We start from the raw sequence: 24,085 nt of genomic DNA, 5'->3' as shown, positions 1-24,085 counted from the left end.
GTGAGCGACAGAATGGCCACGCCACGGACCCGGGCGCCACGGACGCACGGATCAACCGGGCCGGGCACCCGCTGTGCAAGGATCAGCCATGATCGACGAGCTGGATCTCGCCCTGGTGGACGCGCTCCGGGTCGATCCCCGCGCGCCGTGGTCCAGGCTGGCGCAGCCGCTGGGGGTCGATCCGGCGACGCTCTCGCGCCGCTGGGCCCGGCTCTGCGGGAGCGGCGACGCCTGGGTGGCCGGCTACCCCTCCGCCGACCGGACCGACCTCGGACTGATCGCGCTGGTCGCGGTGGAGTGCCGGGCCGATGCCGTGGCCTCGGTGGCCACCGCGCTGGCGGCCGACCCGCAGGCGGCGACGGTCGAACTGGTCAGCGGCGGGGCCGACCTGCTGGTCACGGTGGCGGCGCTGACCCGCGAGCAGCTGACGGACTACGTGCTGGACCGGATGAGCCGGCTGTCCGGCGTGCTGCGGACCACGATCTCCTTCGTCGAGCGCACCCTGCGCGAGGGCAGCCGCTGGAGTGACGGCGCGCTCGATCCACAGCAGCGGGCGGCCATCGCCCCCGACCCGGCGCGGCGCGACCCGGCCCTGCGACCCGCCCGCGCGGTCCTGCGCGACCGCCGGCTGCTGCACGCGCTGGGCGAGGACGGGCGGATGCCGTACGCGGTGCTCGGCCAGCGGCTGGGGCAGCCCGCGACGACGGTGCGCCGGCGGGTGGCGGAGCTGCGCGACTCCGGGCAGCTGGTGCTGCGCTGCGACGCCTCGCCCCGGCTGACCGGGCACCCGCTCGGCACGATGCTCTGGCTCGACCTGCCGGCGAACCGGTTGGAGGCGGCCGCGCTGTGGCTCTGCGAGTTGCCGCAGACCCGGATGTGCGCGGTGACGGTGGGCTCCGCCAACCTGGCGGCGTACCTGATGACGCGGGGGTTCGCCGAGACCCGGCGGGTGGAGGAGGAGCTGTCGCGGCGCTTCCCCGAAGCCCGCGTCCGCGACCGGCAGGTCACCCTCCGCACGGCGAAACTGGTGGGCCGCCTGCTGGACCCGCAGGGCAGGGCCGTGGGCTACGTCCCGATCGACCCGTGGGCCCCGCGGGCGGCGCCGCCGCCTACCCCAGGCGGTTGACGGCGAGCGCGGCCAGCAGCGCGGCTGCGGCGGGGAGCACGGAGTCGTCGAAGGCGGCCTCGGGGGAGTGGTTGTAGGCCGCGCCGAAGGGGTCCAGGCCGGCGGGGCACGCGCCCAGCATCAGATAGGCGGAGGGCACCAACGCACCGACCATGCCGAAGTCCTCGGACCCCGCCACCGCGTTCGGCATCTCGACGTAGCGGTCCGCGCCGACGATCCCACGGGCCGTGTCGGCGGCGCGGGCCGCCTCGGCCGGGTCGTTGACGGTGACCGGGTAGCCGGGGACGATCTCCGCGTCGGCGTCCAGCCCGTGCGCCGCCGCGATGCCGCGCACCAGGCGCAGCGACTCCTCGGCCACCCGGGCCCGGGCCGCCGGCGAGAACGAGCGGATCGTCGCGCTGAAGACCGCGTCGTCCGGGATCACGTTGTCGGCGGTGCCGGCGTGGAACGAGCCGACCGTCAGCACCACCGGGTCGAAGGCGTCGAAGCGGCGGGTCACCATCGTCTGCAGCGCCGTCACCGCCTCGCAGGCGGCCGGGATCGGGTCCAGCGCGAGGTGCGGGCTGGACCCGTGCCCGCCGCGCCCGCGCAGGGTGACCTGGAGAGTGTCCGAGGCAGCCATGACCGGTCCCGGGCGGGTGGCCACCCAGCCGGGCGGCAGCAGCGCCGCCGCGACGTGCAGCGCGTACGCGGCCACCACCCGCTCCCCGGCCGCGTCCAGCACGCCCTCGTCGATCATCAGCTGGGCCCCGCCGCCGCCCTCCTCGCCGGGCTGGAACATGAAGACCACGTCCCCCTCCAGCTCCTCCCGCCGCTCGGCCAGCAACCGGGCCGCACCCACCAGCGCGGCGGTGTGCAGGTCGTGGCCGCAGGCGTGCATCGCACCGGGGATCCGCGAGGCATAGGGCAGGCCACTGGTCTCCTGTACCGGCAGCGCGTCCAGATCGGCCCGCAACAGCACCGCCGGCCCGGGCCGCCCACCGCGCAGCACCGCGGTGACGCTGCTGAGCGCCCGGCCCGGCGTCAGCTCCAGCGGCAGCCCCTCCAGCGCCGCCACCACCCTGGCCTGCGTCAGCGGCAGCTCCAGGCCGATCTCCGGCTCCTGGTGCAGGGCCCGGCGCAGGGCGGTCAGCTCCGGCTGGAGCAGGGTGGCGGATTCAAGCAGTGTCGGCATCGGAACTCCCACGGGATCGGCGATAATCCCATGCTCACCCCCGCCGATCCCGGCAACGCCCCCCTGCACGAAACCGCCACGCGACGCCGCCGAACGCAGGGATCGACCAGCAGGCGGCCGCCGCCGGGGAGTTCACGTCCGCGCTGTGGGAAGCCCGCGACGGGGGCCGGTGACGGGGTCGTTCAGCCAGACGTACTGGTGGTCGGGGGTCACGGTCATGCCGTAGTCGTAGACGCCCGGGCGCCCGTCGTCCTCCCAGGTCGCCCAGGCGGCCGTCAGTTCGTCGGCCAGCCGGCGCGGGCCGCCGCCGTGGACGCGGGCGCCGCCGGTCGGGCTGGCTGAGAGGGCAGCCCAGGAGGCGTTGCCGTCGTGCAGCCAGGCGCTGGTGCCGTCCTGGTCGACGGCGGTGGTGATCCGCAGGTCCGCCACCGCCACCCGCAGGCTGAACAGCAGGTCCCAGTCGGCGCGCAGCGGTGACAGGTCCCGCTCGAAGGTGCTCTCGTGTTCGGCCGGGCCCCGGCCGCGGACGTCGCGAAACGCCGCTTCGGGGCGGCTGTTGTCACGGGCTGGCATGAACTGGGCCAGTCCCTGCATCCAGCCGACCGCGTGCGAGCCGTCCGCCGCGACGTCGAGGGCGACGTACCCGAGTCGTCCCCAGGGGGTGACGACCCGGCCGCCCGGGGCGCACCCCTCGATCCAGGCCCAGGGAACTCGCTCGACGGCGTAGGTGGCGATCACCCGGTCGAACCGACCGGCGGCGGGCCACCCGGCGGCGCCGTCGCCGACCTCGACGCGCACCGGGAGCCGCGCCTGTTCCAGCCGTGCCTGGGCCGCGGCCGCCAGGACGGGGTCGATCTCGATGCTGGTCACCCGGCCCGGGCCGGCGCGGTGCGCGGCGAGGGCGGCGTTCCAGCCGGCGCCGGTGCCCAGCTCCAGGACGCGGTGGCCGGGCTCCAGGAGCAGTGAGTCGAGCATGTCGACCACGATGCCGGTGCTGGAGAGGCTGGAGGTGGCCAGGCCGCCGGTCACCTGGGTCACCGCGGCGTCGTCCGGGCCGGCGTAGAGCTCGTGCGCCCAGGCCGCGCCGTCGACCTGACGGTCCACCGGTTGGTAGCCGTGGCCGTCCCACCGCCAGAGCCGGTCGGGGGCGAAGCGGTCCCGGGGCAGGGCGTTGACGGCGTCGCGGATCCAGGGAGAGCGCTGCGGCCAGGCGCCGCGCCCCGCCATCGCCGCGTCCAGGCCGGCCCGCCGCTTGGCCAGGTCGGCGGCGTCGGTCACGGTCATGATCGTTGCCCGGGCTACTTCTTGTGCTTGCCGTCGGACGGCGGCGGAGGCGGGACCTGGCCGTCGCTGTTGCCGGGTGGTGGCGTCCCCTGCCCCGGGTCGGGCGCCGGCTTCTCGTGCTCACCCACGGGTGCCTCCCATCGAGCCCGGCCACCGTCGGCCGGACCGCCCTTCGATCCTGCCCGAGCGCTCGCCGGCCCGGCAAGAGCGCGTGGGAGGGGCGCACCGGCCGCCGGGTTGACGGTGCCCGGCAGGGCCGGTGGGCCCGGTCCGTGGCTACCAGGGGAGGGCCCCCTCGGCGTCGAAGTAGCCGCCGGTGGGGCCGTCGGGCGACCATCGACCACCCGCAGGTCGGCGCCCTGACGCTGGACTGCGACGTGCTCAGCGTCGCCGGCAGTGACCTGCGCATCATGATCTACACGGCCGAGCCGGGTACCGAGGACGCCGAACGCCTCGCGCTCCTCGCCGTCCTCGGTGCCCAGGCCCTCGTCGGCTAGCGCCCCCCGCGACCTCCCGGCCGCGCGAGGAGCGTCAGACGAGGGCTGTCGCCAGCAGCGCGGCGGTCTTGGCGACGAGCGGTTCGTCCGCCGGGGCGGCGCTGTCCGTCTTCGTGGACAGGACGCTCAGCACGAGGGGCGTCCGCCGGGGCGTCCAGGCGATGCCGGCGTCGTTGGTGGTGCCGTAGTCGCCGGTGCCGGTCTTGTCCGCGAGGGCCCAGTCCTTGGGGAGACCGGCGCGGAAGCGGGCGGCGCTGGTGGTGTCGGCGAGCAGCCAGGAGGTCAGCTGCTCGCGGTCCGGCGCGCTGAGCGCGGTGCCGAGCAGGAGCTTGGAGAACGTCCGGCCCAGCGCGCGCGGGCTGGTGGTGTCGGTCACCCGTCCCGGTTCGGCCGAGTTCAGCGCGGGCTCCCAGCGGTCGAGCCGGGTGGTCCGGTCGCCGATGGACCGGCAGAAGCGGGTGATCGCCTCCGGGCCACCGAGTTGACGCAGCAGCAGGTTGTCGGCGGTGTTGTCGCTGTAGTCGAGGGCGGCGGCGCACAGTTCCGCGACGGTCATGCCGTTCGCGAGGTGCTCGGGCGTACCCGTGATCGGGGAGTAGCCCGAGTCCGCGACGTCCTGCGCGGTGTAGCGGATGCGTTCGGCGAGAAACCCGCCGTCCCGGTCGAGGTCGCGCAGGACGGCGGCGGCGGTGACCGTCTTGTGGACCGAGCAGATCGGGAAGAGCTCGTCGGCGCGGTAGAGCACCGTCCTGCCGGTGGCCGTGTTGCGCGCGAACACACCCAGCCGAGCGCCGTGTTCGCGTTCCAGGCCGCCGAGCGCCCGGGTGACGTCGTCGTCGTCGCCGCCCGCGCGCGGGCCGGGCGCCGCCGCTGCGGCCGGCCCGGCTGCGGACAGCGCGGTGGCCAGTGCCGCCCCGGCACCGGCGGCCAGTAGCGTGCGGCGGGTCGGGCGCTGAGGGAAGTTCTCCACGATCGCGTCCTCTCTCCTGTTCGACTGTTCGCCTGTCGCCTGTTCGGCGATGGGCTCTCGGAAGCCAGGACGCCTCGGCGGCTCGATTGGTTCGCCCACCCTCGACCGATCCCGTCAGCGACGGGTCAGCGGCGGGTCAGGGTGCTGGGCCATAGTCGTCAGTACGAGGACGGAACGCCGCAGTGCGGGTCGGTCCCGGGGAGAGGTGCCCGGAGTGGTTGATCGGGGGCCGGGGCTGTGGTCCCGGTCGGGTGCAAGCCCACGCAGGTTCGAATCCTGCCTTCTCCGCTGTCGAGCTACCGCCGCGTCAGGTGGCCTGGCCCCGGCCGGGCTTCGGCGCGGGGAGGGAGTGGACCAGGTCCTCGGGGGCGGCCTGGGTCCAGGAGTCCACCAGGATGTCGTACAGCTCGGCCAGGTCCTCCAGCGCGCCCAGTCGCACCCGCACCCACGCGGAACTCGCCTCGTGCGGCGGCACCCAGAACTTCTCCGGCTCCGCTGCGATCAGCTCCGTCCGTTCGTGCCGGGGGCACCGCACGGCGAAGGACGTCTGGTCGTCGGGGACCGTGACGAACATCCTCCCGGCCACCCGGAACGTCGGCATGCTCCACGCCTCCTTCTCCGCCGTCTGCGGGAGGGAGAGCGCGATTCGACGGATGTCGTCAGCGTTGATCACGCCAACCATCCTAGCCAGCCTGCCGGATCACTCGGGGAGGTCGCTGGGGCGGATCCGGTAGACCTGCAGGCTGAGGCCGTAGTACTTGGTGGTCTCGCCGACCCACTGCATGCCGAGCCGTTTGGCCATGGCGATGGCGCGGACGTTGTTCGGGCGCGCGACCGCGAAGATCTCCTCGATCTCCTGGGTGAACGCCCAGGCGATCAACGCGCGGCCCGCCTCGGCGGCATAGCCGTTCCCCCAGGCTCCGGGGGCCAGCTGCCAGCTCATCTCGAGGTCGTCCTCGTAGGGCGGCAGCAGCCGGATGCCGAGGCCACCGACGACCGCCTGGCTGTCCCGCAGCTGTACGGCCCAGCGTCCCCGGGGCGGAGGCAGGTTCGGCTGCGCTTCGTGCCACGCCTGCAGCACCGAGCGCATGGCCGCCAGGTCGCCCACGCGCTCCATGGCCGGAGTGAGCCAGCGTGCGACGTCCGGCGAGCCGTAGATCTCCAGGGCGGCTTCGGCGTCGTCCAGTGACCAGTCCCGGATGACGAGCCGATCGGTGGTCAGCGAGATGTCCATGGACCGCAACCTCCTCGGTCTTCCTGAGGAACATCATGCCCTTGCCCGTCGCCGTCTGCGCGAGGAGCTCGCGGACGGTCCGGGAGGCCGTTCACGCGGGCGGGACGATGTCCGGCGCCCCTAGGCGGACCGCGTCGGCGGCGGCGTCGTCGGGCTCCTGCTGGGCCGCGCGCTCGGCCGCGACGCGCTGCGCGTAGTGGGCGATCTCGCGTTCGATCTGCTCGGTGTCCCAGCCCAGTGGCCCGGCCATCAGCTCGGCCACCGGACGGGCCGCGTCCACGCCGCGGTCCCAGGACTCGATGGAGATCCGGGTGCGCCGGGTGAGTACGTCGTCCAGGTGCCGGGCACCCTCGTGGGTGACCGCGTACACGGCCTCCACCCGCAGGTAGTCGTCCGAGCTGGGCAGCGGCTGGGCCAGCGAGGGATCCTCCGCGACGAGCGCCAGCAGCTCGTGGATCAACGAGCCGTAGCGGCCGAGCAGATGCTCCACCCGCGCCAGATGCAGGCCCGAACGTTCGGCCAGGGTGTGCCGGGCGTTCCAGAGCGCGCGGTAGCCCTCGGCGCCGACCAGCGGGACGGTGTCGGTGGTGCACGGCGGCACCACCCGCTCGCCTTCCAGCGCCTGGACCGCCTCGTCCACGGCGTCCTTGGCCATCACCCGGTAGGTGGTGTACTTGCCGCCGGCGACCACCACCAGGCCCGGCACGGTGTGCGCCACCAGGTGCTCGCGGGAGAGCTTGCTGGTCTCGGCCGCCTCACCGGCGAGCAGCGGCCGCAGTCCCGCGTAGACGCCCTCGACGTCCTCGGGGACCAGCGGGGTGACCAGGACCTTGTTGACGTGTTCGAGCAGGTAGGCGACGTCCCTGGAGGTGACGGCCGGGTGGGCCTTGTCCAGGTCCCAGTCGGTGTCGGTGGTGCCGACGATCCAGTGCCGGCCCCAGGGGATCACGAAGAGGACGCTCTTCTCGGTCCGCAGGATCAGCCCGGACCGGGAGTTGATCCGGTCCCGGGGCACCAGCAGGTGGACGCCCTTGGACGCCCGCACGTGGAACTTCCCGCGCGCGTCGGCCATCGCCTGGGTGTCGTCGGTCCACACCCCGGTGGCGTTGATCACCTGCTTGGCGTGGATCTCGACCTCCTGGCCGCTCTCCAGGTCCTTGACCAGGGCGCCGACCACCCGCCACCCCTGCCGCAGGAAGCGGACGACCTGGGTGCGGTTGGCGACCAGCGCGCCGTAGCTGGCGGCGGTGCGCACGATGTTCATGGTGTGCCGCGCGTCGTCCACCTGCGCGTCCCAGTACTGGACGGCGCCGACCAGGGCGTCCTCGCGCAGGCAGGGCGCCTCGCGCATGGCCTGCCGCTTCAGCAGGTGGCGGTGGTGGGGCACACCGCGCGAGGTGCCGGAGGCGATGCCCATGGTGTCGTACAGCAGGATGCCCGCGCCGACGTAGGGCCGCTCCCACACCCGGTGGGCCAGCGGATAGAGGAACGGCACCGGCCGGACCAGGTGCGGGGCGAGCCGCTGGATGAGCAGGCCGCGTTCCTTGAGCGCCTCCGACACCAGCCGGAAGTCGAGCATCTCCAGGTAGCGCAACCCGCCGTGGATCAGCTTGCTGGACCGGCTGGAGGTTCCGGACGCCCAGTCCCGGGCCTCGACCAGGCCGACGCTCAGCCCGCGGGTGACCGCGTCCAGCGCGCAGCCGGCGCCGACCACCCCGCCGCCGACCACCAGGACGTCCAACTCCCCATGCCCCAACTGCGCCAGCGCCTCGGTCCGGGCGCCGGTCGAGAGGCTCATCGTCTGGACCACCATCTGCTCCTTGCTGCCGGGAACCGCAGTCGGGCTCCTGCCGAATGTCGCCGTACTAGTCGACCTGCACCCAGTCCAGACTGCGTTCGACCGCCTTGCCCCAGCCGGCCGTGCCGGCCGCCCGCTGCTCCGCGCTCCACTGCGGCTGCCAGCGCTTGGACTCCTGCCACTGGGCGCGCAGTTCGTCGGTGTCACGCCAGAACCCGACGGCGAGGCCGGCGGCGTAGGCCGCGCCGAGCGCGGTCGTCTCGGCCACCACCGGACGGCTCACCGGGACGCCGAGCACGTCCGCCTGGATCTGCATGCAGAGGTCGTTGGCCGTGACGCCGCCGTCCACCTTCAGCACGTCCAGGTGCACCCCGGAATCCCGTTCCATGGCCTCGACCACGTCGCGGCTCTGGTAGCAGATCGACTCGAGCGTGGCGCGCGCCAGGTGGGCGCCGGTGTGGTAGCGGGCCAGTCCGACGATGGCGCCGCGGGCGTCGGAGCGCCAGCGCGGCGCGAACAGCCCGGAGAAGGCCGGCACGAAGTAGATCCCACCACTGTCCTCGACGGAGCGGGCGAGACGCTCGATCTCGTCCGCGGAACTGATGATCTTCAGCTGATCACGCAGCCACTGCACCGCGGAGCCCGTCACCGCGATCGAGCCCTCCAGCGCGTAGACCGCCGGGGCGTCGCCGAACTGGTAGGCGACCGTGGTCAGCAGCCCGTGCCGGGAACGGACGGGTTCCGTACCGGTGTTGAGCACCAGGAAGTTGCCGGTCCCGTAGGTGTTCTTGGCCTCGCCGGGGGCGAAGCAGACCTGTCCGACGGTGGCCGCGTGCTGGTCGCCGAGCACGCCCGTGATCGGGACGGACGCCGACAGCGGACGGGAGGTCCGGGTCCGGCCGAACGCCTGCGGATGGGAGGACGGGCTGATGGCCGGCAGCATCCGGCGGGGGATGGAGAAGATCTCCAGCAACTCGTCGTCCCAGTCCAGGGTCTCCAGGTTCATCAGCATGGTGCGGCTGGCGTTGGTCACGTCGGTGGCGTGGATGCCGCCGTTCGGGCCGCCGGTGAGGTTCCACAGCACCCAGCAGTCGGTGGTGCCGAAGATCGCGTGCCCCTGTTCGGCCGCCTCGCGGACGCCGTCGACGTTCTCCAGGATCCACTTGATCTTGCCGCCGGAGAAGTAGGTGGCCGGTGGCAGCCCCGCCTTGCGCCGGATCGTCTCGCCGTGGCCGTCGCGCTCCAACGCGGCGGCGATCGAGTCGGTCCGGGTGTCCTGCCAGACGATGGCGTTGCAGTACGGACGTCCGGTGCGCGGGTCCCAGACCACCGTGGTCTCGCGCTGGTTGGTGATGCCGATCGCGACCAGGTCCGCGGGGGAGAGCCCGCCGGTGCGGATCGCCGTCTGCACGACGGAGTTGGTCCGCTCCCAGATCTCCACCGGGTCGTGCTCCACCCAGCCGGGGCGCGGCAGGACCTGGGTGTGTTCGAGCTGATGCCTGGCGACCTCGTTGCCCTCGTGGTCGAAGACCATGAAGCGGGTGCTGGTGGTCCCCTGGTCGACGGCGCCGATGAATTCTGGCATCGCGCTTGCTGCCTTTCGTGGCGGAGTTCGCGTGACGGGCGGGTCAGTTGGGCGGCTACTCGGGCGGGGGAGTGATACCCACCTCGGTCGTGCCGCCCATGACGAGGTACCGGCCGACCAGCAGCTTGTAGCAGGCCCCGCCGACCAGGCAGCCGAGGAACGGGCCGACGATGGGCACCCAGAAGTACAGGTGGCCGTACTGGTCCCGCCAGGCGTGGCTGTAGCCGGTGAGATAGCTGGCCAGCCGGGGGCCGAAGTCGCGGGCGGGGTTGATCGCGTACCCGGCGTTGCTGCCGAAGGACATGCCGATCGCGACCACCAGCAGCCCGACCACGAAGGGCCCGAGGTTCGCCCGCGGCGGGTCGTTGAGCAGGTCGGTGACGGCGAAGACCACCAGCACCAGGATCGCGGTGCCGATCACCTGGTCGCGCAGCGCACCCAGGTCGCTCACCGGCAGCACGCCGTTGCCGGGCAGGGTGGAGAACACACCCTGGCTCTTGATCGTGTGGCCCGGATCGAACTTGGCCAGGATCTCGGTGTAGTTCCACCGCACCAGAAGCGCCGCCGTGAAGGCCCCGGCCGTCTGGGCGAGGACGTACGGCGCGACCTTGCGCCAGGGGAAGCCCTTGTAGACCGCGAGGGCCACGGTGACGGCGGGGTTGAGGTGGCCACCACTCAACCGGGCCGCCACGTACACGCCCAGCGTCACGCCGAGCCCCCACGCCCAGGCGATGCTGTCGTGCCCGCCGATCCCGGCGGCGACGACCTGTGCCACCACGCCCAGGCCGAACAACAGCAGGACCATGGTGCCCGCGAACTCCGCGGACAACTCGCCCAGCAGTCCCCAGCCTGGTGACCCCGACGCCTTCGGTGGATGTGACGCTCTCTCCGCCATGGTCGGCCGCACCTCCGATCCGCGATCCCCGACTCACCGGCAGGCCGGTTCCGTTGCGTCCATTCTGTGGAGACACCGGTCGGATCCGCCCGCTCAGCACGGCTGATCGGGCTCGGGCTGCGCGGACGGTTGTCAGCGGGCGATGGTGGCGTGCATCTCCCACACCAGGATCTCCGCGGGTTCGACCGCGGTGACCTTCTGCCCGCCGATCGCGGTGAAGCGCACGGCGTCGCCGGCGCCCAGCGGGCCGACGCCCTCCAGGGCGACGGCGCCACGCGGGACGAACAGGTGCAGGTAGGGGGCGTCGGGCAGTTCGACGCTCTGGCCGGGCTGCAGGCGGGCCACGTGCAGCGCCGCGTGCCGGTTCCTGATGCGGATGGCCGACGCGCCGTCGTGCCGGTCCATCCCGGAGGCGACCGGGATCAGGCCGCCGGACAGCAACTCGTCGTCGATCTCCAGCTGTTCGTAGCCCGGCGTGATGCCGCCCTCGTCCGGGAGGACCCACATCTGGACGAAGTGGACGGGGTCGGTGTGGGCGTCGGCGCCGCTGAGCCGCCAGGAGTCGTTCTTCTCCGAGTGCAGGATGCCGCTGCCGGCGCTCATGCGCTGGGCGAGTCCGGGATAGATCACGCCGGAGTGGCCGGTCGAGTCCTGGTGGACCAGGGAACCCTGCAACACCCAGGTGACGATCTCCATGTCGCGGTGCGGGTGGGTCTCGAACCCGCTGCCCGGCTTGACGATGTCGTCGTTGTTGACGAGCAGGAGCCCGTGGTGGGTGTTGGCGGGGTCGAAGTGCCCGCCGAAGGAGAAGGAGTGCTTGGAGTCCAGCCAGTCGATCTTCGTGCCGCGGCGCTCGGCGGCGCGGCGGACGTCGATCTGCGAGTGGTTCGCGGTGGTGTTCAACGCGCGCTCCTCATCCTGTGTACGGGCGGGTCCGGGAGCTCTCCGGTGAGGCCCCGGGGGGTGCCTCTCGGCGCCCTGTACGACCGAACATAGTTCATTGTTCAACTATTCCTCCAGTCGGGGCTCAGGCGTCCAGGGCGGCCCGCACGAGGTCGCGCAGCTCGTCGTCGGGGATGGCGGCGGCATCGTCGGGGCGCAGCCGGATGGTCGCCTTGCCGGCCGTGAACTCGGGGTGGCGGGCGGCGAAACCGGTGTCGCGTCCGTGTCGCCAGCCGTAGAGCGACACGCCGTGCGCCCACACGCCGACGTAGAGCCTGCGGCGTCCGACCTTGTAGGTGGGCATCCCGTACGAGAGGCCCACCTCCGCCTCGGGGTGGGCCTCCAGGATCAGGCGGTGCAGCCGGTCGAACAGCGGGCGGTGGTCAGCGGCGATGCCGTTGATGTAGTCCTGCGTTTCCCTGTCCATCCCCCCATGGTGGATCTCCCCACCACAGGGGACCAGCGCGTCTGCGCGGGGGTGGCAGTGGCGGCGGCGCGGGGTCAGGCCGCCTGGTTCGCCGAGAGCGGCGTCTCGGGCTGCCCGTGCTCCTCGGCGACCAGTCGCAGCTGCGCCTGTGGCGTCTTGGGCGGGGCGAACATGCGCTCTTCGAAGCGGTCCAACAGGAGCACCGAGGCAAGCAGTGCCGGCGGTATCAGCAGGGCGAACGCGATCATGAGCGGCCTCCTGGGACGAGCGTATGTCCCGATCCGCCTGCCCGCATTTCCCGCCCGAACGCGCCGGTCGGCAGAGCCTGTTCCGGTCGGCCGGGACAGGCGACGTCGTCATTCCAGCGCGAGGTGTGCGCGGACGCGTTTGCCGCCGGCGCGGCTCTCGGCGCTGTAGTGGCGGCTGAGCGCCAGCACGATCTCCAGTCCGTGCCGGCCCACCCGCAGCGGGTCGGTGCCGTGCGGGACGGGAAGGGCGGGTTCGGTGTCCCAGACGGTAATGCTGATGTCGTCGCCGGTGAGTTCCAGGTCCAGTAGGCACGGGCCGGGTGCGTACTTCGCCGCGTTGGTGACGAGCTCGCTCACCACCAGCCGTACGGATCCGGCGACCGCCGCTGTGACGGGCGCCCCCAGGAGTGAGCGTGCGGCGCCCAGGAAGTCGTCCGCCAGGGTGCGGGCCGCGGCGACCGTGCCGAGGCCGCCGTCGTAGCCGGCGCCGACGCGCAGGGCCACCCGGTGTTCGGCCGGCCTGGTCGGCATGACGACCTGCGGCATGTGGCCCTCCTCCCGTCGTACGCCCGCCTCTCTGCCGGGCGGTGGATCTCCGGGCCGTCTACCCGGACTCAGGCGTCTCATGCGGCACCCGCACCGACACCCGTCCGGCTGATCCGGACGGGTGTCGGATCCCCTGAGCGGGGCAGGCGAGCGGCGACCGCGTCCGTCGGACGTGAACAGCCAGAGCAAGGGGAGGACCTCGACGTGAGCGCAACCGTGCAGTACGCCATCGGCGCCGACATCCACTGTGAGGACGCCGACTACGGTCGTCTGGAGCGGGTGGTGATCGATCCGGTGGCCCGCCGGGTCACCCATCTCGTCGTCGGAGGACGGCGCGAGGCGAACCGGCTGGTGCCCGTCGACCTGGTCGACGAGGCGAACAGCGAACCCCAGGACATCCGGCTGCGGTGCGACACCGAGGCCATGCGGCGGCTCGAAGCGGCCGAGGAGACCGAGTACCTTCCCGGCACCGCCGACCAGCTGGGCTACCAGGCCGACGAGCTGGTCACGCACCCCTATTACGGTCTGGGCGTGGGCGGTATGGGGATGGCGCCCGGGCTGCTGCCGCTGGAGATCGAGCCGCGCGTGACCGTGCACGACCGGGTGCCCAGCGGCGAGGTGCAGATCCGCCACGGCGACCGGGTCGAGGCCGTGGACGGTGAGATCGGCCGTGTGCAGGGCCTGGTGATCGACCCTCAGGACCACGCGGTGACCCACGTGCTCCTCCAGGAGGGCCACCTGTGGGGGAGGAAGACCGTCGCCATCCCGATCCGCGAGCTGACCTGGACACTGGGAGGCACCGTCAAGGTGCGGCTGAGCAAGCTGGAGTTGGCCGACCTGCCGCCGGTGGACATCGACACCCGCAGCTGACAGCCCGCAGAGGCAGGGCTGTGAGTGATTCCACAGCGACACTGTGTAGCCGCGCGGGTGGCCAGCCATGTACGCTGCGCTGGTTGCCGTCGTTGCACAACCGGGCCCGGTCGGCCTTCCGTGGGGGGAAGCACGACCGGACCCGACTGGGTACGGCATATGGTCCGGTCGCCGTTTCGTGGGGGAAACCGCGACCGGGCCCAACTCTTGCTACTCCAAGATTTACCCACAAGTAGCGGGCTTCGCACGGCCTTCAAGCTGACAATCAGATAACCATTGGTGTGTCGGCCGTCCTCAGTAGCCCGCAGGAGCCCTCACCTGCCTCACCGTTCACTGCCCGGCCGGACGCCCGAGGTCCTCCGGCGCGAGCCCGCGATTCCGGTCCGTGACGGCTGGGATTGATGGTGCGGGTGGTGGGTAGGCGCTGCGCAGAACAGCGAGAGCGGCGGAGGTACCGAAGTGACGACAGAAACCCCGGACGACAGTGTGTACGGGAGGCCGGTGGAGACGCCGCAGTCGCGGATGACCGGTGAGGTGGTGCCCCCGCTCCCCGGCGAATCCCCGAAATCCGCCACCGACGGCTCCGAGTTCGCCGCCCCCGTCCCGGCGGATGCCGGAAAGCCCCCAGGAGTGCCGGAGCCCCCGGCGGAGGGACGGATCCGGCCGCCCGCCGGGTGGCAGGTGTCCGGGCGGCCGGAAGCCGTCGACACCACCGTGGCCGACCACGAGGACGAAGTGCCCGACTGAACCACTGAACCACCGTTTGGCTCGGCTCCCGCGGCTTGCGGGGGCCGAGCCAAACGCCGTTCAGGACCGGTCCGTTGGGTCAGGCGCGCAGGGAGTAGAAGGTCAGATCCCGCATGGCGTGCCAGCGCTTGACGATGTCCTTGCGGTGGTTGAGGACCTCGGAGATGTGTTGCAGGCCGAAGAATGCGGCGACGAGGAAGGCGGCCGCCTCGTCGGGGTCAACCCCGCTGCGCAACTCGCCCGCCGCGCGGGCGTCGTGCAGCAGGGTCGCCACGCGTTCGGTCCAGCCGACGTAGGGTTCGGGCAGCGGCGCGTCGATGTAGTCCCGTTCGATCTGCAGGCGGGCGCCGGCCTGGATCACCGGGTCGTCGCGAAACGCTCGGGCCGCTCGGTCGAACAGCTCCTCCACCGTGGCCAGCGGGGCCAGGTTCTTGGTGCGGATCCGGTCCAACAGCACCGGCCAGCGCGCGTAGTGCTCCTCGACCACCCCCACGGCCAGTGAGTCCTTGTTGGGGAAGTGGAAGTAGACCGCGCCCTTGGTCATCGACACCTGGGCGGCGACGTCCTGGACGTTCGTGCCGCGAAAGCCGCGCTCGGCGAAGAGGACGGCGGCGGCCTCCAGTACCTGGGCGCGGGTGCGGACCGCGCGGTCCTGCCGTGGCTCGGGGCCGCGCAGGGTGGGCGACTTGGGAGCAGAGCCCGGGTGCGGCCGAAGAGTGCGTGGCACGGGCCTGCCTTTCGCTTCGCGGAGCGTTCCTGGGAGGGACGGAGGGGAGGTGCTCGCACAGAATATACCTTCGTCTAGGTATTTTATGTGCGATTCGCCCCAGAATCCCCGAACCACCCCGCCCTGAACCACTCCGTCCCCTCCCCCGCGCGAGTGCGCACCGGTCTCAGTTGCACACCGAGTGGGGCGGCGGTCGCCTCCGCAGGGGCGTGCAAGTCGTCGTTGCTGGCCAAGGGTTCGGCCTGCTGGCTAGCCTCCTGGACGTGGTGATGCCGGGTCGGACAGTCGGCCCGGAGTCACCAGGGCCCGGCGAGCGTGGCCACCCCTGACTCCCGACCGCGGAGTCGCTGCCCCGCCCCCGTCCCCTCGCCGTCCCATGCCCGTCCGTGTCCCGTCCCCGTCCCCGTCCCCGTGCGTCGCTTCGCCGTGCGGTGACCGGTCGTGCCGGGGACCGGCTCCGTCCTTGTTACGAACTGCCTGAAAGGCCACCTGACATGAAGCTCGCAATTTCCGGCACGTACTCCTCCGGGAAGACCCTGACCACGATGGCGCTGGCGCAGTTGACCGGTGTCCCGCGCACCCATGCCAAGACGATGCGCGAGATCCTGCCGCACGCCGTGCCGGGCAAGACGCTCGAGCAGTGCGACGCCGCCGAGTTGATCCAGCTGGTGGTGCGCCGCTACGTCGAGCGGGCGGTGCACGAGAGCCACCTGGAGGACTACATCTCCGACGGTTCGTCGCTGCACGAGTGGACCTACGCGTCCGTGCGGGTGACGGTCGGGATCAACCCGAACGCCTCCATCGGCCTTGACGAGGTCGAGAAGACCGACGAGATCCGCTTCTACGAGCGGGTGGTGAGCCAGCTCGGCGTGGCGCTCAAGCAGTACGCGAAGGACACCTACGACGCGTTCGTGCACCTGCCCATCGAGTTCCCGTTGGACCCCAACGGTCACCGCCCGGTCAACGAGCGCTTCCGGACCCTCTCCGACGAGCTGCTGCTGAGCGTGCTGCGCGACGAGCTCGACATCCCCGTCCACATCATCGGCGGCTCGATCCCGCAGCGGCTTGAGGCCATCACCGAGCGCTTCGGCCTGCCGCGGGTCATGTCGATCGAGGACGCCATCGCCAAGGCCGGCGAGGAGTACGCGGTGCTGGACGTGCGCAGCGAGCTCGAGCGCAGCGCGGTCTGACCGACACCCCGCCGTTCTGCCGTTCCGCCGCCCCGCTCCGGGGCGGCGCGCTCCTCCCGCCCGATCGACCCCTCCCGTCCGTTCGACCCCTCGCATCCGGAAGAAGGCCCCGTGTCCGCACCCACCGCCCCCGTCCCCACCGCCTCCACCGCCGTCCCCGCCACCGTCGCCGGACAGGTCGAGGCCGAGGCGGCCGCGGCGCCGCTGTTCAGTCCCTTCACCGTGGGTTCGCTGGTGCTGCGCAACCGCGTCGTCATGGCGCCGATGTCGCGGGACCTGTCGCCGGGCGGTGTCCCGGGCCCGGAGTCCGCCCAGTACTACGCCCGCCGTGCGCGCGGCGGCGTGGGCCTGATCATCACCGAGGGCACCTTCGTGGGCCACCCGGCCGCCGGGAACCGCCCCGACGTGCCGCGCTTCTACGGCGATGACGCCCTGGCGGGCTGGGCGGAGGTGGTGCGCGCGGTGCACGCGGAGGGCGGCCGGATCGTCCCGCAGCTGTGGCACCTGGGTATGGACCCGCTGCTGTGGGGGCGTTCGGTCGAGGAGGCCGGTCAGCTGCTGCCCGGCGACACCCAGCTCACCAGCCCGGAAGGCGGGCTGCTGAGCCCCTCGGGGGTGGACCCGGACAACGGCCCGGCCGAGCGCCGCGTGATGACCGACACCGACATCGCGCAGGTGCTGGAGGCGTTCGCGACCGCGGCCGCCGACGCCGAGCGCCTGGGCTTCGACGGCATCGAACTGCACGCCGCCCACGGCTACTTGATCGACCAGTTCCTGTGGGAGCGGACCAACCTGCGCCAGGACGGGTACGGCGGCGACGCCGGCGCCCGCGCCCGCTTCGGCGCCGAACTGGTCCGCGCCTGCCGGGCCGCCGTCAGCCCTGACTTCCCGATCATCATGCGGATCTCCCAGTGGAAGGTCTCCCACTACGACGCCCGCATCGCGAACAGCCCGCAGGAGCTGGAGGAGCTGCTGGCCCCGCTGGTGGACGCCGGTGTCGACGTGTTCCACTGCTCCACCCGCCGCTTCTGGGAGAGCGAGTTCGAGGGCTCCGAACTCAACCTGGCGGCCTGGACCAAGCGCGTGACCGGCCTGCCCACCATCGTCGTCGGCTCGGTGGGCCTGAGCGGCAGTGACTTCCTCGGCTACCTGGAGGGCAAGGGCGCCGCCATCGGCGACACCGCCGAGGTCGCCCGTCGGCTGGACGACGGCGAGTTCGACCTCGTCGCGGTCGGCCGGGCCCTGATCGCCAACCCCGACTGGCCGGACAAGGTCCGTACCGGCCGTACCGGCGAACTGCGCCCGTTCCAGGCGGACATGCTCGCCGCGCTCGACTGAGCGACTACCACCGGCGGTGTCGGGTCACGTCAACGGGTGGCGCCGGCCTCCGCGTTGACGACCGCGTCCAGCAGGCCGGGGAAGGCCCGGTCCAGCTCCTCGCGGCGCAGCGTGTTCAGCTTCGAAGTGCCCACGTAGTACTGCCGGATGAGGCCGCACTGGCGCAGCACGCGGAAGTGGTGGGCGCTGGTGGAGCGTGTCACCGCCATGTCGAAGGTGCCGCAGGCCTGGTCGCCGCTGGAGGCCGCGATCTGGGCCACGATGCTGCGCCGCACCGGGTCGACCAGCGCCTCCAGTACCCCCTGCAGGGTGATCGCCTCGGCGGGCGGGTGGTCGGTGATGCGTTCGGCCTGGCTCTGCGCGCTGCGTGTGGTCACGTCTGCCGGTCTCCTTCGCTGCGGTGCCTGGAGACCATGCTATGCCAGCTACAAGTTCGACAGTAATGAAGTTTGACACACATCGACATATGGGCTTCAGTGGACCACCGAGCGATCCGACTCGGCCCACTGCCAAGGCCGTTAACGACCCGTCACGCCGCATGCCGGCCCGCCGCCTGCCATCCCGCCTACCGTCCGCCGCCCGCCGGTGTCCGTCCGTGGTGGCTGGGAGCGGCGGCCGCACGCCCATGAACCAGATCAGCCCCCCTTTGAAGGAGAGAGCGATGACCGCTGCCGAGCTCGGCCAGGCACAGACCAAGGCCCGACCGGGGCCGTCCAGCGCATTGAAGATCATCGCGCTGGCCACCGGCTTCGTCATGGCCACCCTGGACGTGACCATCGTCAACGTGGCCGGCGCCACGGTCCAGGAGAAGCTGGGTGTCTCGCTGGCCCAGCTGACCTGGATCGTGGACGGCTACATCCTGACCTTCGCGTCCCTGCTGATGCTGGCCGGTGGCATCGCCAACCGCGTCGGCGCCAAGACCGTCTACATGTGGGGCATGGGCGTCTTCCTGACGGCGTCGCTGGCCTGTGCGCTGGCGCCGAACGCCGGTGTGCTGATCGCCGCGCGCTTCCTGCAGGGCGCGGGAGCCGCGCTCTTCATGCCCAGTTCGCTCTCACTGCTGGTCTTCGCCTTCCCCGAGAAGCGCCAGCGCACCCGGATGCTCGGCCTGTGGTCGGCGATCGTGGCCACCTCCTCGGGCTTCGGCCCCACGCTGGGCGGCCTGATGGTGAACACGCTCGGCTGGCAGAGCATCTTCCTGCTCAACCTGCCGCTGGGCGCGGTGGGTATCTACATGACATACCGCTTCATCCAGCCGACCGCGGGCAACGGCGTCCGGCCGGCCTTCGCGGGGCACGCGATCTGGATCGTCATGCTGGCCGCCCTGAGCTTCGCGCTGATCGAGGGACCGCACATCGGCTGGGCGAAGACGCCCACGCTCGCCTCGTACGTGGTGATGGTGGCGGCGGCCCTGCTGCTGGTGGCGCGTGAGCGTCGCAGCGAGAACCTGGTGATGCCCTGGTCGCTGTTCCGCCGGCCCGCCTTCGCGGGGGCCAACATGGTCGGCTTCCTCTTCAACTTCGCGATCTTCGGCAGCATGTTCATGCTCGGCCTGTACTTCCAGCACGCACGGGGGGCCAGCCCCTTCCGCGCCGGCCTGGAGCTGATCCCGATCACGATCTTCTCGCCCGTCGCCAACGTCGTGTATTCCAAGATCTCGGCGCGGTTCGCCAACGGTCCGCTGCTGACCACCTTCCTGCTGCTGGCCGGCGTCGCCTCGCTCAGCATGGTCTCGATCTCGGACGCGACGCCCTACTGGTTCCTGGCCGTCGCCCTGGGCGTGGCCAACATCGGGGCGGGCGTCATCTCCCCGGGCATGACCGCCACCATGATGGACGCCGCCGGACCGGCGCACGCCAACGTCGCCGGCTCGGTGCTCAACGCCAACCGTCAGATCGGCTCGCTGGTCGGCATCGCGACCATGGGCGTCCTGCTGAACGCGACGTCCAGCTGGAACCGGGGTGCGGCCGTCTGCTTCCTGGCCATCGGCCTGGCCTACCTGGTCGCCGCGCTCTGCGCCTGGCGCCTGATCACCCGCGGTGACCGCAAGGAGACCGCCGCGCCCGAGGCAGCCCCCGCCCCGGCCGCCGCACCCGCCCGCGTCTGACCGACACCGCCCCGCCCTGCCCGTGCCCGGAGCGCACCACGCGCTCCGGGCACGGGCGCGTCCGCAGCCGGTGAATCCGTCGTGCCGACGGGCAGGTCGCCGGGCGGCTCCGGGCGCGCTCCCGCCGAGCCGGGTGACCCGGCCCACCCGGACGCAGGGTAATACCGACCGCCTGGTATATTTCTGGCCGTCGCACGCGGCCCGCCCGGGAGTACGGGGGAGGGGGCGGCCCGGGCCGGGCCGCGGCGCGACCACGCACCGACGGCGTCCGCCCCCGCGGGCCTCCTGCCGTCGCCGCCCCGGCCCTCCCCTCGCCGTGCCGTCCGACCCGCCGCGAGTCGCCCCGCGACCGCCCGCGGGTGGTCCCTTTCCACCGTCCGCTCCCTCGCCGCCCGCGCGCGTCCGCCCAGGTGACGGTTCGACAGAGCACTTGTGAATACGGACAGTTGTCGTCTCGTCGCGCATCCCGCACCTGCTCCGGACGGCCCCGGAACTCCGTTGCACATACCTTCCCAGAGGTATATTTTCGGGGGGTCTTGATCGTGGATCATGTAGGGGGAAGATTCATGTACAGCGCCCACCACCCGTCAGCCGGCGCCGCCGCACCCGCGGCCGCAGCAGACGAACTCTCGTACGACGCCTGCGTACCGCGCGGCCTGGTCCACAAGAAGGCGGTCTCCGAGGTCTTCCTCACCGACGCGCGCCCGCGCGGCGCCGACCGCTTCGCGGTCGCCGCGCAGTGGCCCCGCGACCACGTGTTCTTCCACCCCGGCCAGGACGGCCGCAGCGACCCGCTGCTGTGGGTGGAGACCGCTCGCCAGGCGGTGATCTACCTCTCGCACCGCTTCTACGGCGTGCCGCTGGGGGACTGCTTCATCCTCTCCGGCGTCGACTTCGCCATCGACCGCCCGCAGCCGCCGCGCACCGGCGCCGAGCCACTGTCCGTCACGCTCGACGCCACCTGTCGTCGGCTGAAGCAGAGCCCCGGGCGCCTGGTGATGGCCATGGACGCGGTGGTGCTGGTGGACGGCGTCCCGGCCGGCCGGGTGGGCGTGCGCTGGCAGGCGGTCAGCCCGCGCGGCTACCGGGTGGTGCGGGGACGCACCGTCCCCAGTAACCCGGACGCCGCCGCGCCCGCCGTGCACGGTACCGTCCCGCTGCCCGCCCAGGCGGTGGGCCGCCGCAACGACCGGGACGTGCTGCTCAGCGGCGCGCTGGGCGCCCAGCGGGTGTGGAACCTGCGCCTGGACACCGGGCACCCCGTGCTCTTCGACCACGGCTGCGACCACATTCCCGGCGTAGCCCTGATCGAGGCCTTCGCCCAGGCCGCCGCGCTGGCCATGCCGGCCGCCTCCGAGTCCGCCGCCGGCGGCGACCCCGACCCGCGGATCTGGATGCTGCGCTCGGGCACCGTCTCCTTCGACGCCTTCGGGGAGCTGGACCTGCCGGTCGTGATCGCGGCCCGCCCCGGCCAGGACGCGGCGCCCGACCGGCTGCGCGAGGTCACCGTCGTCGCCCTCCAGGGTGAACACGCCCTGGCTACCGCCGTCCTGAGAGGCGCGGCGCTGTCCCCGCAGGGCCGCGCCGAGCACGAGGAGGGCGTCCGTTGCTGAGCACCGCCGCCGCCCTCGCCGACCACCCGCACCCCAGCACCCCCACCCGCGAGGGGCTGGCGCACGCTACGGACCTCGCTCGCCGCTGCGCCGCCCAGGTCCAGGACCAGCGGCGCCTGACCCCCGAACTGGCCCAGGCCCTGAGCCGCGCGGGCTTCGCGCGGCACTTCGTCCCGCGCCGCTGGGGCGGCGAGGCCGGCACGTTCGAGACCGTACTGGCGCGCGTCGCGGCCCTGGGCGAGGAGTGCGCCTCCACCGCCTGGTGCGCCGCCCTCTACGCCGCCCACGGACGGCTGGCCGCCTACCTGCCCGAGGCCGGGCAGCGCGAGGTGTGGGAGCACGGCCCCGACGTGCGGATCGCCGCCGCGGTCAACCCGCCCACCGGCACCGCGCGCCCCGCCGACGGGGGTTGGCGGCTGACCGGACGCTGGTCCTTCGCCAGCGGCGTGGACCACGCGCAGTGGGTGCTGTTGGGCACCCGCACCGGCCCCGACAACGAGCACCGCATCCTCGCGGTGCGCCGCGGTGACTGCCAGGTCCTGGATACCTGGCACAGTTCCGCCCTGCGCGGCACCGGCAGCAACACCGTGCTCCTGGACGACCTCCTGGTCCCCGCCCACCGCACCGTCGTCCTGGCGGACCTCGCCGCGGCCCGCCCCGACCACCCGCGCTGCCACGGCGTGCCCTACCCGATGGTCGCGGGCCTGCAGTTCGCCGCGCCCGCGCTCGGGGCCGCCCGCGCCGCCCTGCGCGCCTGGTCGCGCGCCACGGTGGAGCGCAGGTGCGCCGACGGCCGCCGCGCCCACGAGTCCCCGGCCGCCCAGCAGGTGCTGACCCGTACCTCTGCCCAGATCGAGGCGGCGGCTCTGCTGCTGCGCCAGGCGGCGCTGCGCGCCGACGCCGGCGAGACCGGCGCGCTGTCGGTGGCGGAGAACATCAGGGACGCGGCCACCGCCGTGGACCTGTGCGCGAGTGCGACCGCCGCGCTGATGCGGGCCTCCGGCGCCCGCGCGCTCGCGCAGGACGACCCCGTCCAGCGCCGCTGGCTGGACGTGGCGGCCGTCGCCAACCACGCCGCGCTCGACCTGGAGGCGGCCTGTGCCGCCTACGCGCGCGCCGCCTTCGACGTACACGAGGCCGCCCGGGCGACCTGAGCACCCGTCACCCCGCTGCCATCGTACGCACCGGGCCCCCGGCGGCCCGGTGCGTACGCGCACCCGCTCCTGCACACACGCCCCTTGGCGCGCCCCGCGTTCGGCTGTCCATCCCGTCTTCGGGACGGACAGCCGAACAAACCGATACATTCCTTCTTGAGGGTATGTTTCAGCGGGGGCTGACCTAAGGAGAGCGTTGATGGCGCAGCAGGAGCGGGCCCGGCGCACGCGCGAACAGGCCCTGGACGCCGCCGCCGCGGAGTTCTCCGCCCACGGCTACGCCCACACCACCCTGGGCGCCGTGGCCGGGCGCATCGGCATGACCAAGGGCGCCCTCTACGGGCACTTCCCGTCCAAGGACCACCTGGCCGAGGCGGTCGTCCACTATGCGCGCGACCGCTGGACGCGCACCGCCGACTCGGCCGCCGCCGGCCCCGCCACGCCGCTGGTCACCCTGGGGCGCCTGGTGCGCGAACTGGCCCGCCTGCGGCGCACCGACGCCCGCACCGGGGCCGCGCTGCGGCTGGCCGCCGACGCCATCGCCTCCGGCACTCCGGGGCCCAACCTGCTGCTGGACGTGCGGGCGCAGCTGGGTGCACTGGTCCGCGGCGCCCAGGAGCGGGGGGAGATCACCGGGAAGTTCCCCGCCGTCGTGATCGTCGAACTGTTGCTGGCCGTGATCCTCGCCGCGCCCTGCCCCTCGCGGCCGGCCACCTCTTGGGTCGACGCCGTGTGGGAGCTGTTCGAGGACTCGTTGCGTCCTTGAGAGGGCCTGCGGCTGGTCCCGCGTCGCGATCGCGACGCGGGACCAGCCGCCCGCGCGGTCCTGAGGCGGATCAGCGGCCGGCTCATTGGGCCCCGGCCACCTCCCGCACTTCGTCCAGCTCTTCCGCCGCTGTCGGCAGCTGCTGCGCGCCGGGCAGCCGGGCCAGGAGCTCGGGGTTGTGCCCGACCACGACCGGGTGCCCGACGGCTTCGAGCATCGGCAGGTCGGAGATGTGGTCCCCGTAGCCGTAGCAGTCCGCGGCGTCCAGGTGGGGGTGGCGGGCGAGGACGGAGAGCACGGCGGCGTGCTTGCCGCGGCCGATGACCGGCTCGCCCACGATGCTTCCGGTCAGCATGCCGTCGCGCTCCTGCGGGAGGGTGGCGATGACGTGATGGGCGCCGACGTCGCGCGCGATCGGCCCCAGCAGTGCGGGGAAGGACCCGGACACCAGCACCAGGGCCGCCCCGGCCGCCCGGTGGCGCGCCAGTGCCGCCCGGGTCGGCGCGAGGTAGAAGGACGCCCGCGCCGAGCGTTCGGCGAACCAGCGCTCGCCCCACTGCTCCACCTCCCGGGCGCTCTCGCCCGTAAACGCGCGGAAGTACGAACGGTTGGTCTCCTCGCGCGGTACCCCGCGCGCGGCCTGGGCCAGCAGCGACTCGCGCACCTCGCGCGCCCGGGCCAGCCCGTCCTGCCCGTGGCGCTCGCCGAGGTAGTAGTCCAGGAAGTCGAACATGCTCTTGCAGTCGATCAGCGTCTCGTCCACGTCGCAGAAGACGAGGCGTACGGGCGGTGTCGTCGAGGTCATGGGTCGCTCCAAGTCAGGTGGGACAGCGGGGGAGTGGGAGGC

24 protein-coding genes, 1 tRNA gene and 1 pseudogene are annotated in these 24,085 nt (G+C 72.6%); 11 read left to right on the top strand and 15 right to left on the bottom strand.

The genetic code is table 11. From position 1 onward, the window contains the following. The first annotated feature begins 88 nt into the window (after positions 1–88). Entirely contained in the window at positions 89–1,126 is a 1,038-nt protein-coding gene (locus BS80_RS01660) for an Lrp/AsnC family transcriptional regulator (RefSeq protein WP_035791811.1), read from the top strand. On the opposite strand, the gene BS80_RS01655 is transcribed toward BS80_RS01660, so the two are convergent. Together BS80_RS01655 and BS80_RS01650 are read right to left on the bottom strand one after the other, a co-directional pair. Continuing rightward, a complete protein-coding gene (locus tag BS80_RS01655) occupies positions 1,110–2,300 on the bottom strand; it encodes a M20 metallopeptidase family protein (protein ID WP_035791808.1) in 1,191 nt (396 codons plus the stop codon). The two genes, BS80_RS01660 and BS80_RS01655, sit on opposite strands and share 17 nt — an antisense overlap. 132 nt (positions 2,301–2,432) lie before the next feature. Continuing rightward, complete coding sequence (locus tag BS80_RS01650; RefSeq protein WP_035791805.1) at positions 2,433–3,584, bottom strand: methyltransferase domain-containing protein; 1,152 nt, start codon at positions 3,582–3,584, stop codon at positions 2,433–2,435. 248 nt (positions 3,585–3,832) lie between these two features. Here BS80_RS01650 and BS80_RS38895 point away from each other — a divergent pair. Beyond that, positions 3,833–4,081 (top strand): annotated as a pseudogene (locus tag BS80_RS38895) (MmyB family transcriptional regulator); the annotation flags it as partial. Positions 4,082–4,115: 34 nt separating this feature from the next. Here the strand turns inward: BS80_RS38895 and bla are convergent. Beyond that, positions 4,116–5,051 carry a class A beta-lactamase gene (bla, locus tag BS80_RS01645; RefSeq protein WP_035791802.1) on the bottom strand — a complete coding sequence of 312 codons (936 nt, stop codon included), beginning with the start codon at positions 5,049–5,051 and terminating at the stop codon, positions 4,116–4,118. Between the two features lie 199 nt (positions 5,052–5,250). Here bla and BS80_RS40270 point away from each other — a divergent pair. Next, positions 5,251–5,339: transfer RNA gene (locus BS80_RS40270), tRNA-His, on the top strand. Positions 5,340–5,358: 19 nt separating this feature from the next. On the opposite strand, the gene BS80_RS01640 is transcribed toward BS80_RS40270, so the two are convergent. From BS80_RS01640 to BS80_RS01605, 9 genes are all read right to left on the bottom strand, one after another. Then, positions 5,359–5,733 (bottom strand): MmcQ/YjbR family DNA-binding protein, encoded by a 375-nt coding sequence (locus tag BS80_RS01640; RefSeq protein WP_035791799.1) that lies wholly within the window; start codon positions 5,731–5,733, stop codon positions 5,359–5,361. Between the two features lie 18 nt (positions 5,734–5,751). Further along, positions 5,752–6,285 (bottom strand): GNAT family N-acetyltransferase, encoded by a 534-nt coding sequence (locus BS80_RS01635; protein ID WP_035791796.1) that lies wholly within the window; start codon positions 6,283–6,285, stop codon positions 5,752–5,754. Between the two features lie 91 nt (positions 6,286–6,376). Further along, positions 6,377–8,083 (bottom strand): glycerol-3-phosphate dehydrogenase/oxidase, encoded by a 1,707-nt coding sequence (locus tag BS80_RS01630; RefSeq protein ID WP_408607339.1) that lies wholly within the window; start codon positions 8,081–8,083, stop codon positions 6,377–6,379. A 67-nt stretch (positions 8,084–8,150) separates the two neighbouring features. Further along, a complete protein-coding gene (gene glpK, locus BS80_RS01625) occupies positions 8,151–9,668 on the bottom strand; it encodes a glycerol kinase GlpK (protein ID WP_035791790.1) in 1,518 nt (505 codons plus the stop codon). A 55-nt stretch (positions 9,669–9,723) separates the two neighbouring features. Then, positions 9,724–10,563, bottom strand: a complete 840-nt coding sequence (locus tag BS80_RS01620; RefSeq protein ID WP_035791779.1) for an MIP/aquaporin family protein — start codon at positions 10,561–10,563, stop codon at positions 9,724–9,726. A gap of 132 nt (positions 10,564–10,695) precedes the next feature. Then, on the bottom strand, positions 10,696–11,466 hold the full coding sequence (locus BS80_RS01615) for a pirin family protein (protein WP_035791776.1): 771 nt from the start codon (positions 11,464–11,466) through the stop codon (positions 10,696–10,698). 124 nt (positions 11,467–11,590) lie between these two features. Next, positions 11,591–11,932: an iron chaperone gene (locus BS80_RS01610; protein WP_035791773.1), complete on the bottom strand. Its 342-nt coding sequence runs from the start codon at positions 11,930–11,932 to the stop codon at positions 11,591–11,593. Between the two features lie 74 nt (positions 11,933–12,006). Further along, positions 12,007–12,180 carry a hypothetical protein gene (locus tag BS80_RS40265; RefSeq protein WP_157535762.1) on the bottom strand — a complete coding sequence of 58 codons (174 nt, stop codon included), beginning with the start codon at positions 12,178–12,180 and terminating at the stop codon, positions 12,007–12,009. Between the two features lie 108 nt (positions 12,181–12,288). Then, positions 12,289–12,726: an ATP-binding protein gene (locus BS80_RS01605; protein WP_157535760.1), complete on the bottom strand. Its 438-nt coding sequence runs from the start codon at positions 12,724–12,726 to the stop codon at positions 12,289–12,291. Between the two features lie 204 nt (positions 12,727–12,930). On the opposite strand from BS80_RS01605, the gene BS80_RS01600 reads away from it, so the two are divergent. Beyond that, the gene (locus BS80_RS01600; RefSeq protein WP_035791770.1) at positions 12,931–13,596 is read left to right on the top strand and encodes a PRC-barrel domain-containing protein; all 666 of its coding nucleotides are present in this window, start codon (positions 12,931–12,933) and stop codon (positions 13,594–13,596) included. A gap of 459 nt (positions 13,597–14,055) precedes the next feature. After that, positions 14,056–14,343, top strand: a complete 288-nt coding sequence (locus tag BS80_RS01595; protein WP_157535758.1) for a hypothetical protein — start codon at positions 14,056–14,058, stop codon at positions 14,341–14,343. Between the two features lie 79 nt (positions 14,344–14,422). Here the strand turns inward: BS80_RS01595 and BS80_RS01590 are convergent, their stop codons facing one another. After that, positions 14,423–15,070, bottom strand: coding sequence for a ScbR family autoregulator-binding transcription factor (locus BS80_RS01590; protein WP_035791765.1), 648 nt, complete (start codon positions 15,068–15,070; stop codon positions 14,423–14,425). Positions 15,071–15,564: 494 nt separating this feature from the next. On the opposite strand from BS80_RS01590, the gene BS80_RS01585 reads away from it, so the two are divergent. After that, entirely contained in the window at positions 15,565–16,260 is a 696-nt protein-coding gene (locus BS80_RS01585; RefSeq protein ID WP_035791763.1) for an AAA family ATPase, read from the top strand. Positions 16,261–16,464: 204 nt separating this feature from the next. Next, entirely contained in the window at positions 16,465–17,598 is a 1,134-nt protein-coding gene (locus BS80_RS01580; RefSeq protein WP_232246343.1) for an NADH:flavin oxidoreductase, read from the top strand. Positions 17,599–17,627: 29 nt separating this feature from the next. Here the strand turns inward: BS80_RS01580 and BS80_RS01575 are convergent, their stop codons facing one another. Further along, the gene (locus tag BS80_RS01575; RefSeq protein WP_035791758.1) at positions 17,628–17,975 is read right to left on the bottom strand and encodes an ArsR/SmtB family transcription factor; all 348 of its coding nucleotides are present in this window, start codon (positions 17,973–17,975) and stop codon (positions 17,628–17,630) included. 284 nt (positions 17,976–18,259) lie between these two features. Here BS80_RS01575 and BS80_RS01570 point away from each other — a divergent pair, with 284 nt between their 5' ends. From BS80_RS01570 to BS80_RS37390, 4 genes are all read left to right on the top strand, one after another. Next, positions 18,260–19,705 (top strand): MFS transporter, encoded by a 1,446-nt coding sequence (locus BS80_RS01570; protein WP_051965637.1) that lies wholly within the window; start codon positions 18,260–18,262, stop codon positions 19,703–19,705. 566 nt (positions 19,706–20,271) lie between these two features. Then, positions 20,272–21,318 carry a ScbA/BarX family gamma-butyrolactone biosynthesis protein gene (locus BS80_RS01565; RefSeq protein ID WP_051965635.1) on the top strand — a complete coding sequence of 349 codons (1,047 nt, stop codon included), beginning with the start codon at positions 20,272–20,274 and terminating at the stop codon, positions 21,316–21,318. Further along, on the top strand, positions 21,312–22,472 hold the full coding sequence (locus tag BS80_RS01560; RefSeq protein WP_157535756.1) for an acyl-CoA dehydrogenase family protein: 1,161 nt from the start codon (positions 21,312–21,314) through the stop codon (positions 22,470–22,472). The genes BS80_RS01565 and BS80_RS01560 overlap by 7 nt, the downstream gene beginning before the upstream one ends. A 199-nt stretch (positions 22,473–22,671) precedes the next feature. Continuing rightward, entirely contained in the window at positions 22,672–23,238 is a 567-nt protein-coding gene (locus BS80_RS37390) for a TetR/AcrR family transcriptional regulator (protein ID WP_051965634.1), read from the top strand. Positions 23,239–23,320: 82 nt separating this feature from the next. On the opposite strand, the gene BS80_RS01550 is transcribed toward BS80_RS37390, so the two are convergent. After that, positions 23,321–24,043, bottom strand: a complete 723-nt coding sequence (locus BS80_RS01550; protein ID WP_035791755.1) for an HAD family hydrolase — start codon at positions 24,041–24,043, stop codon at positions 23,321–23,323. Positions 24,044–24,085 lie beyond the last annotated feature (42 nt).

Source organism: Kitasatospora mediocidica KCTC 9733, assembly GCF_000744225.1.
Lineage (GTDB): Bacteria > Actinomycetota > Actinomycetes > Streptomycetales > Streptomycetaceae > Kitasatospora > Kitasatospora mediocidica.
This window is presented reverse-complemented; position numbering and strand designations above follow the sequence as displayed.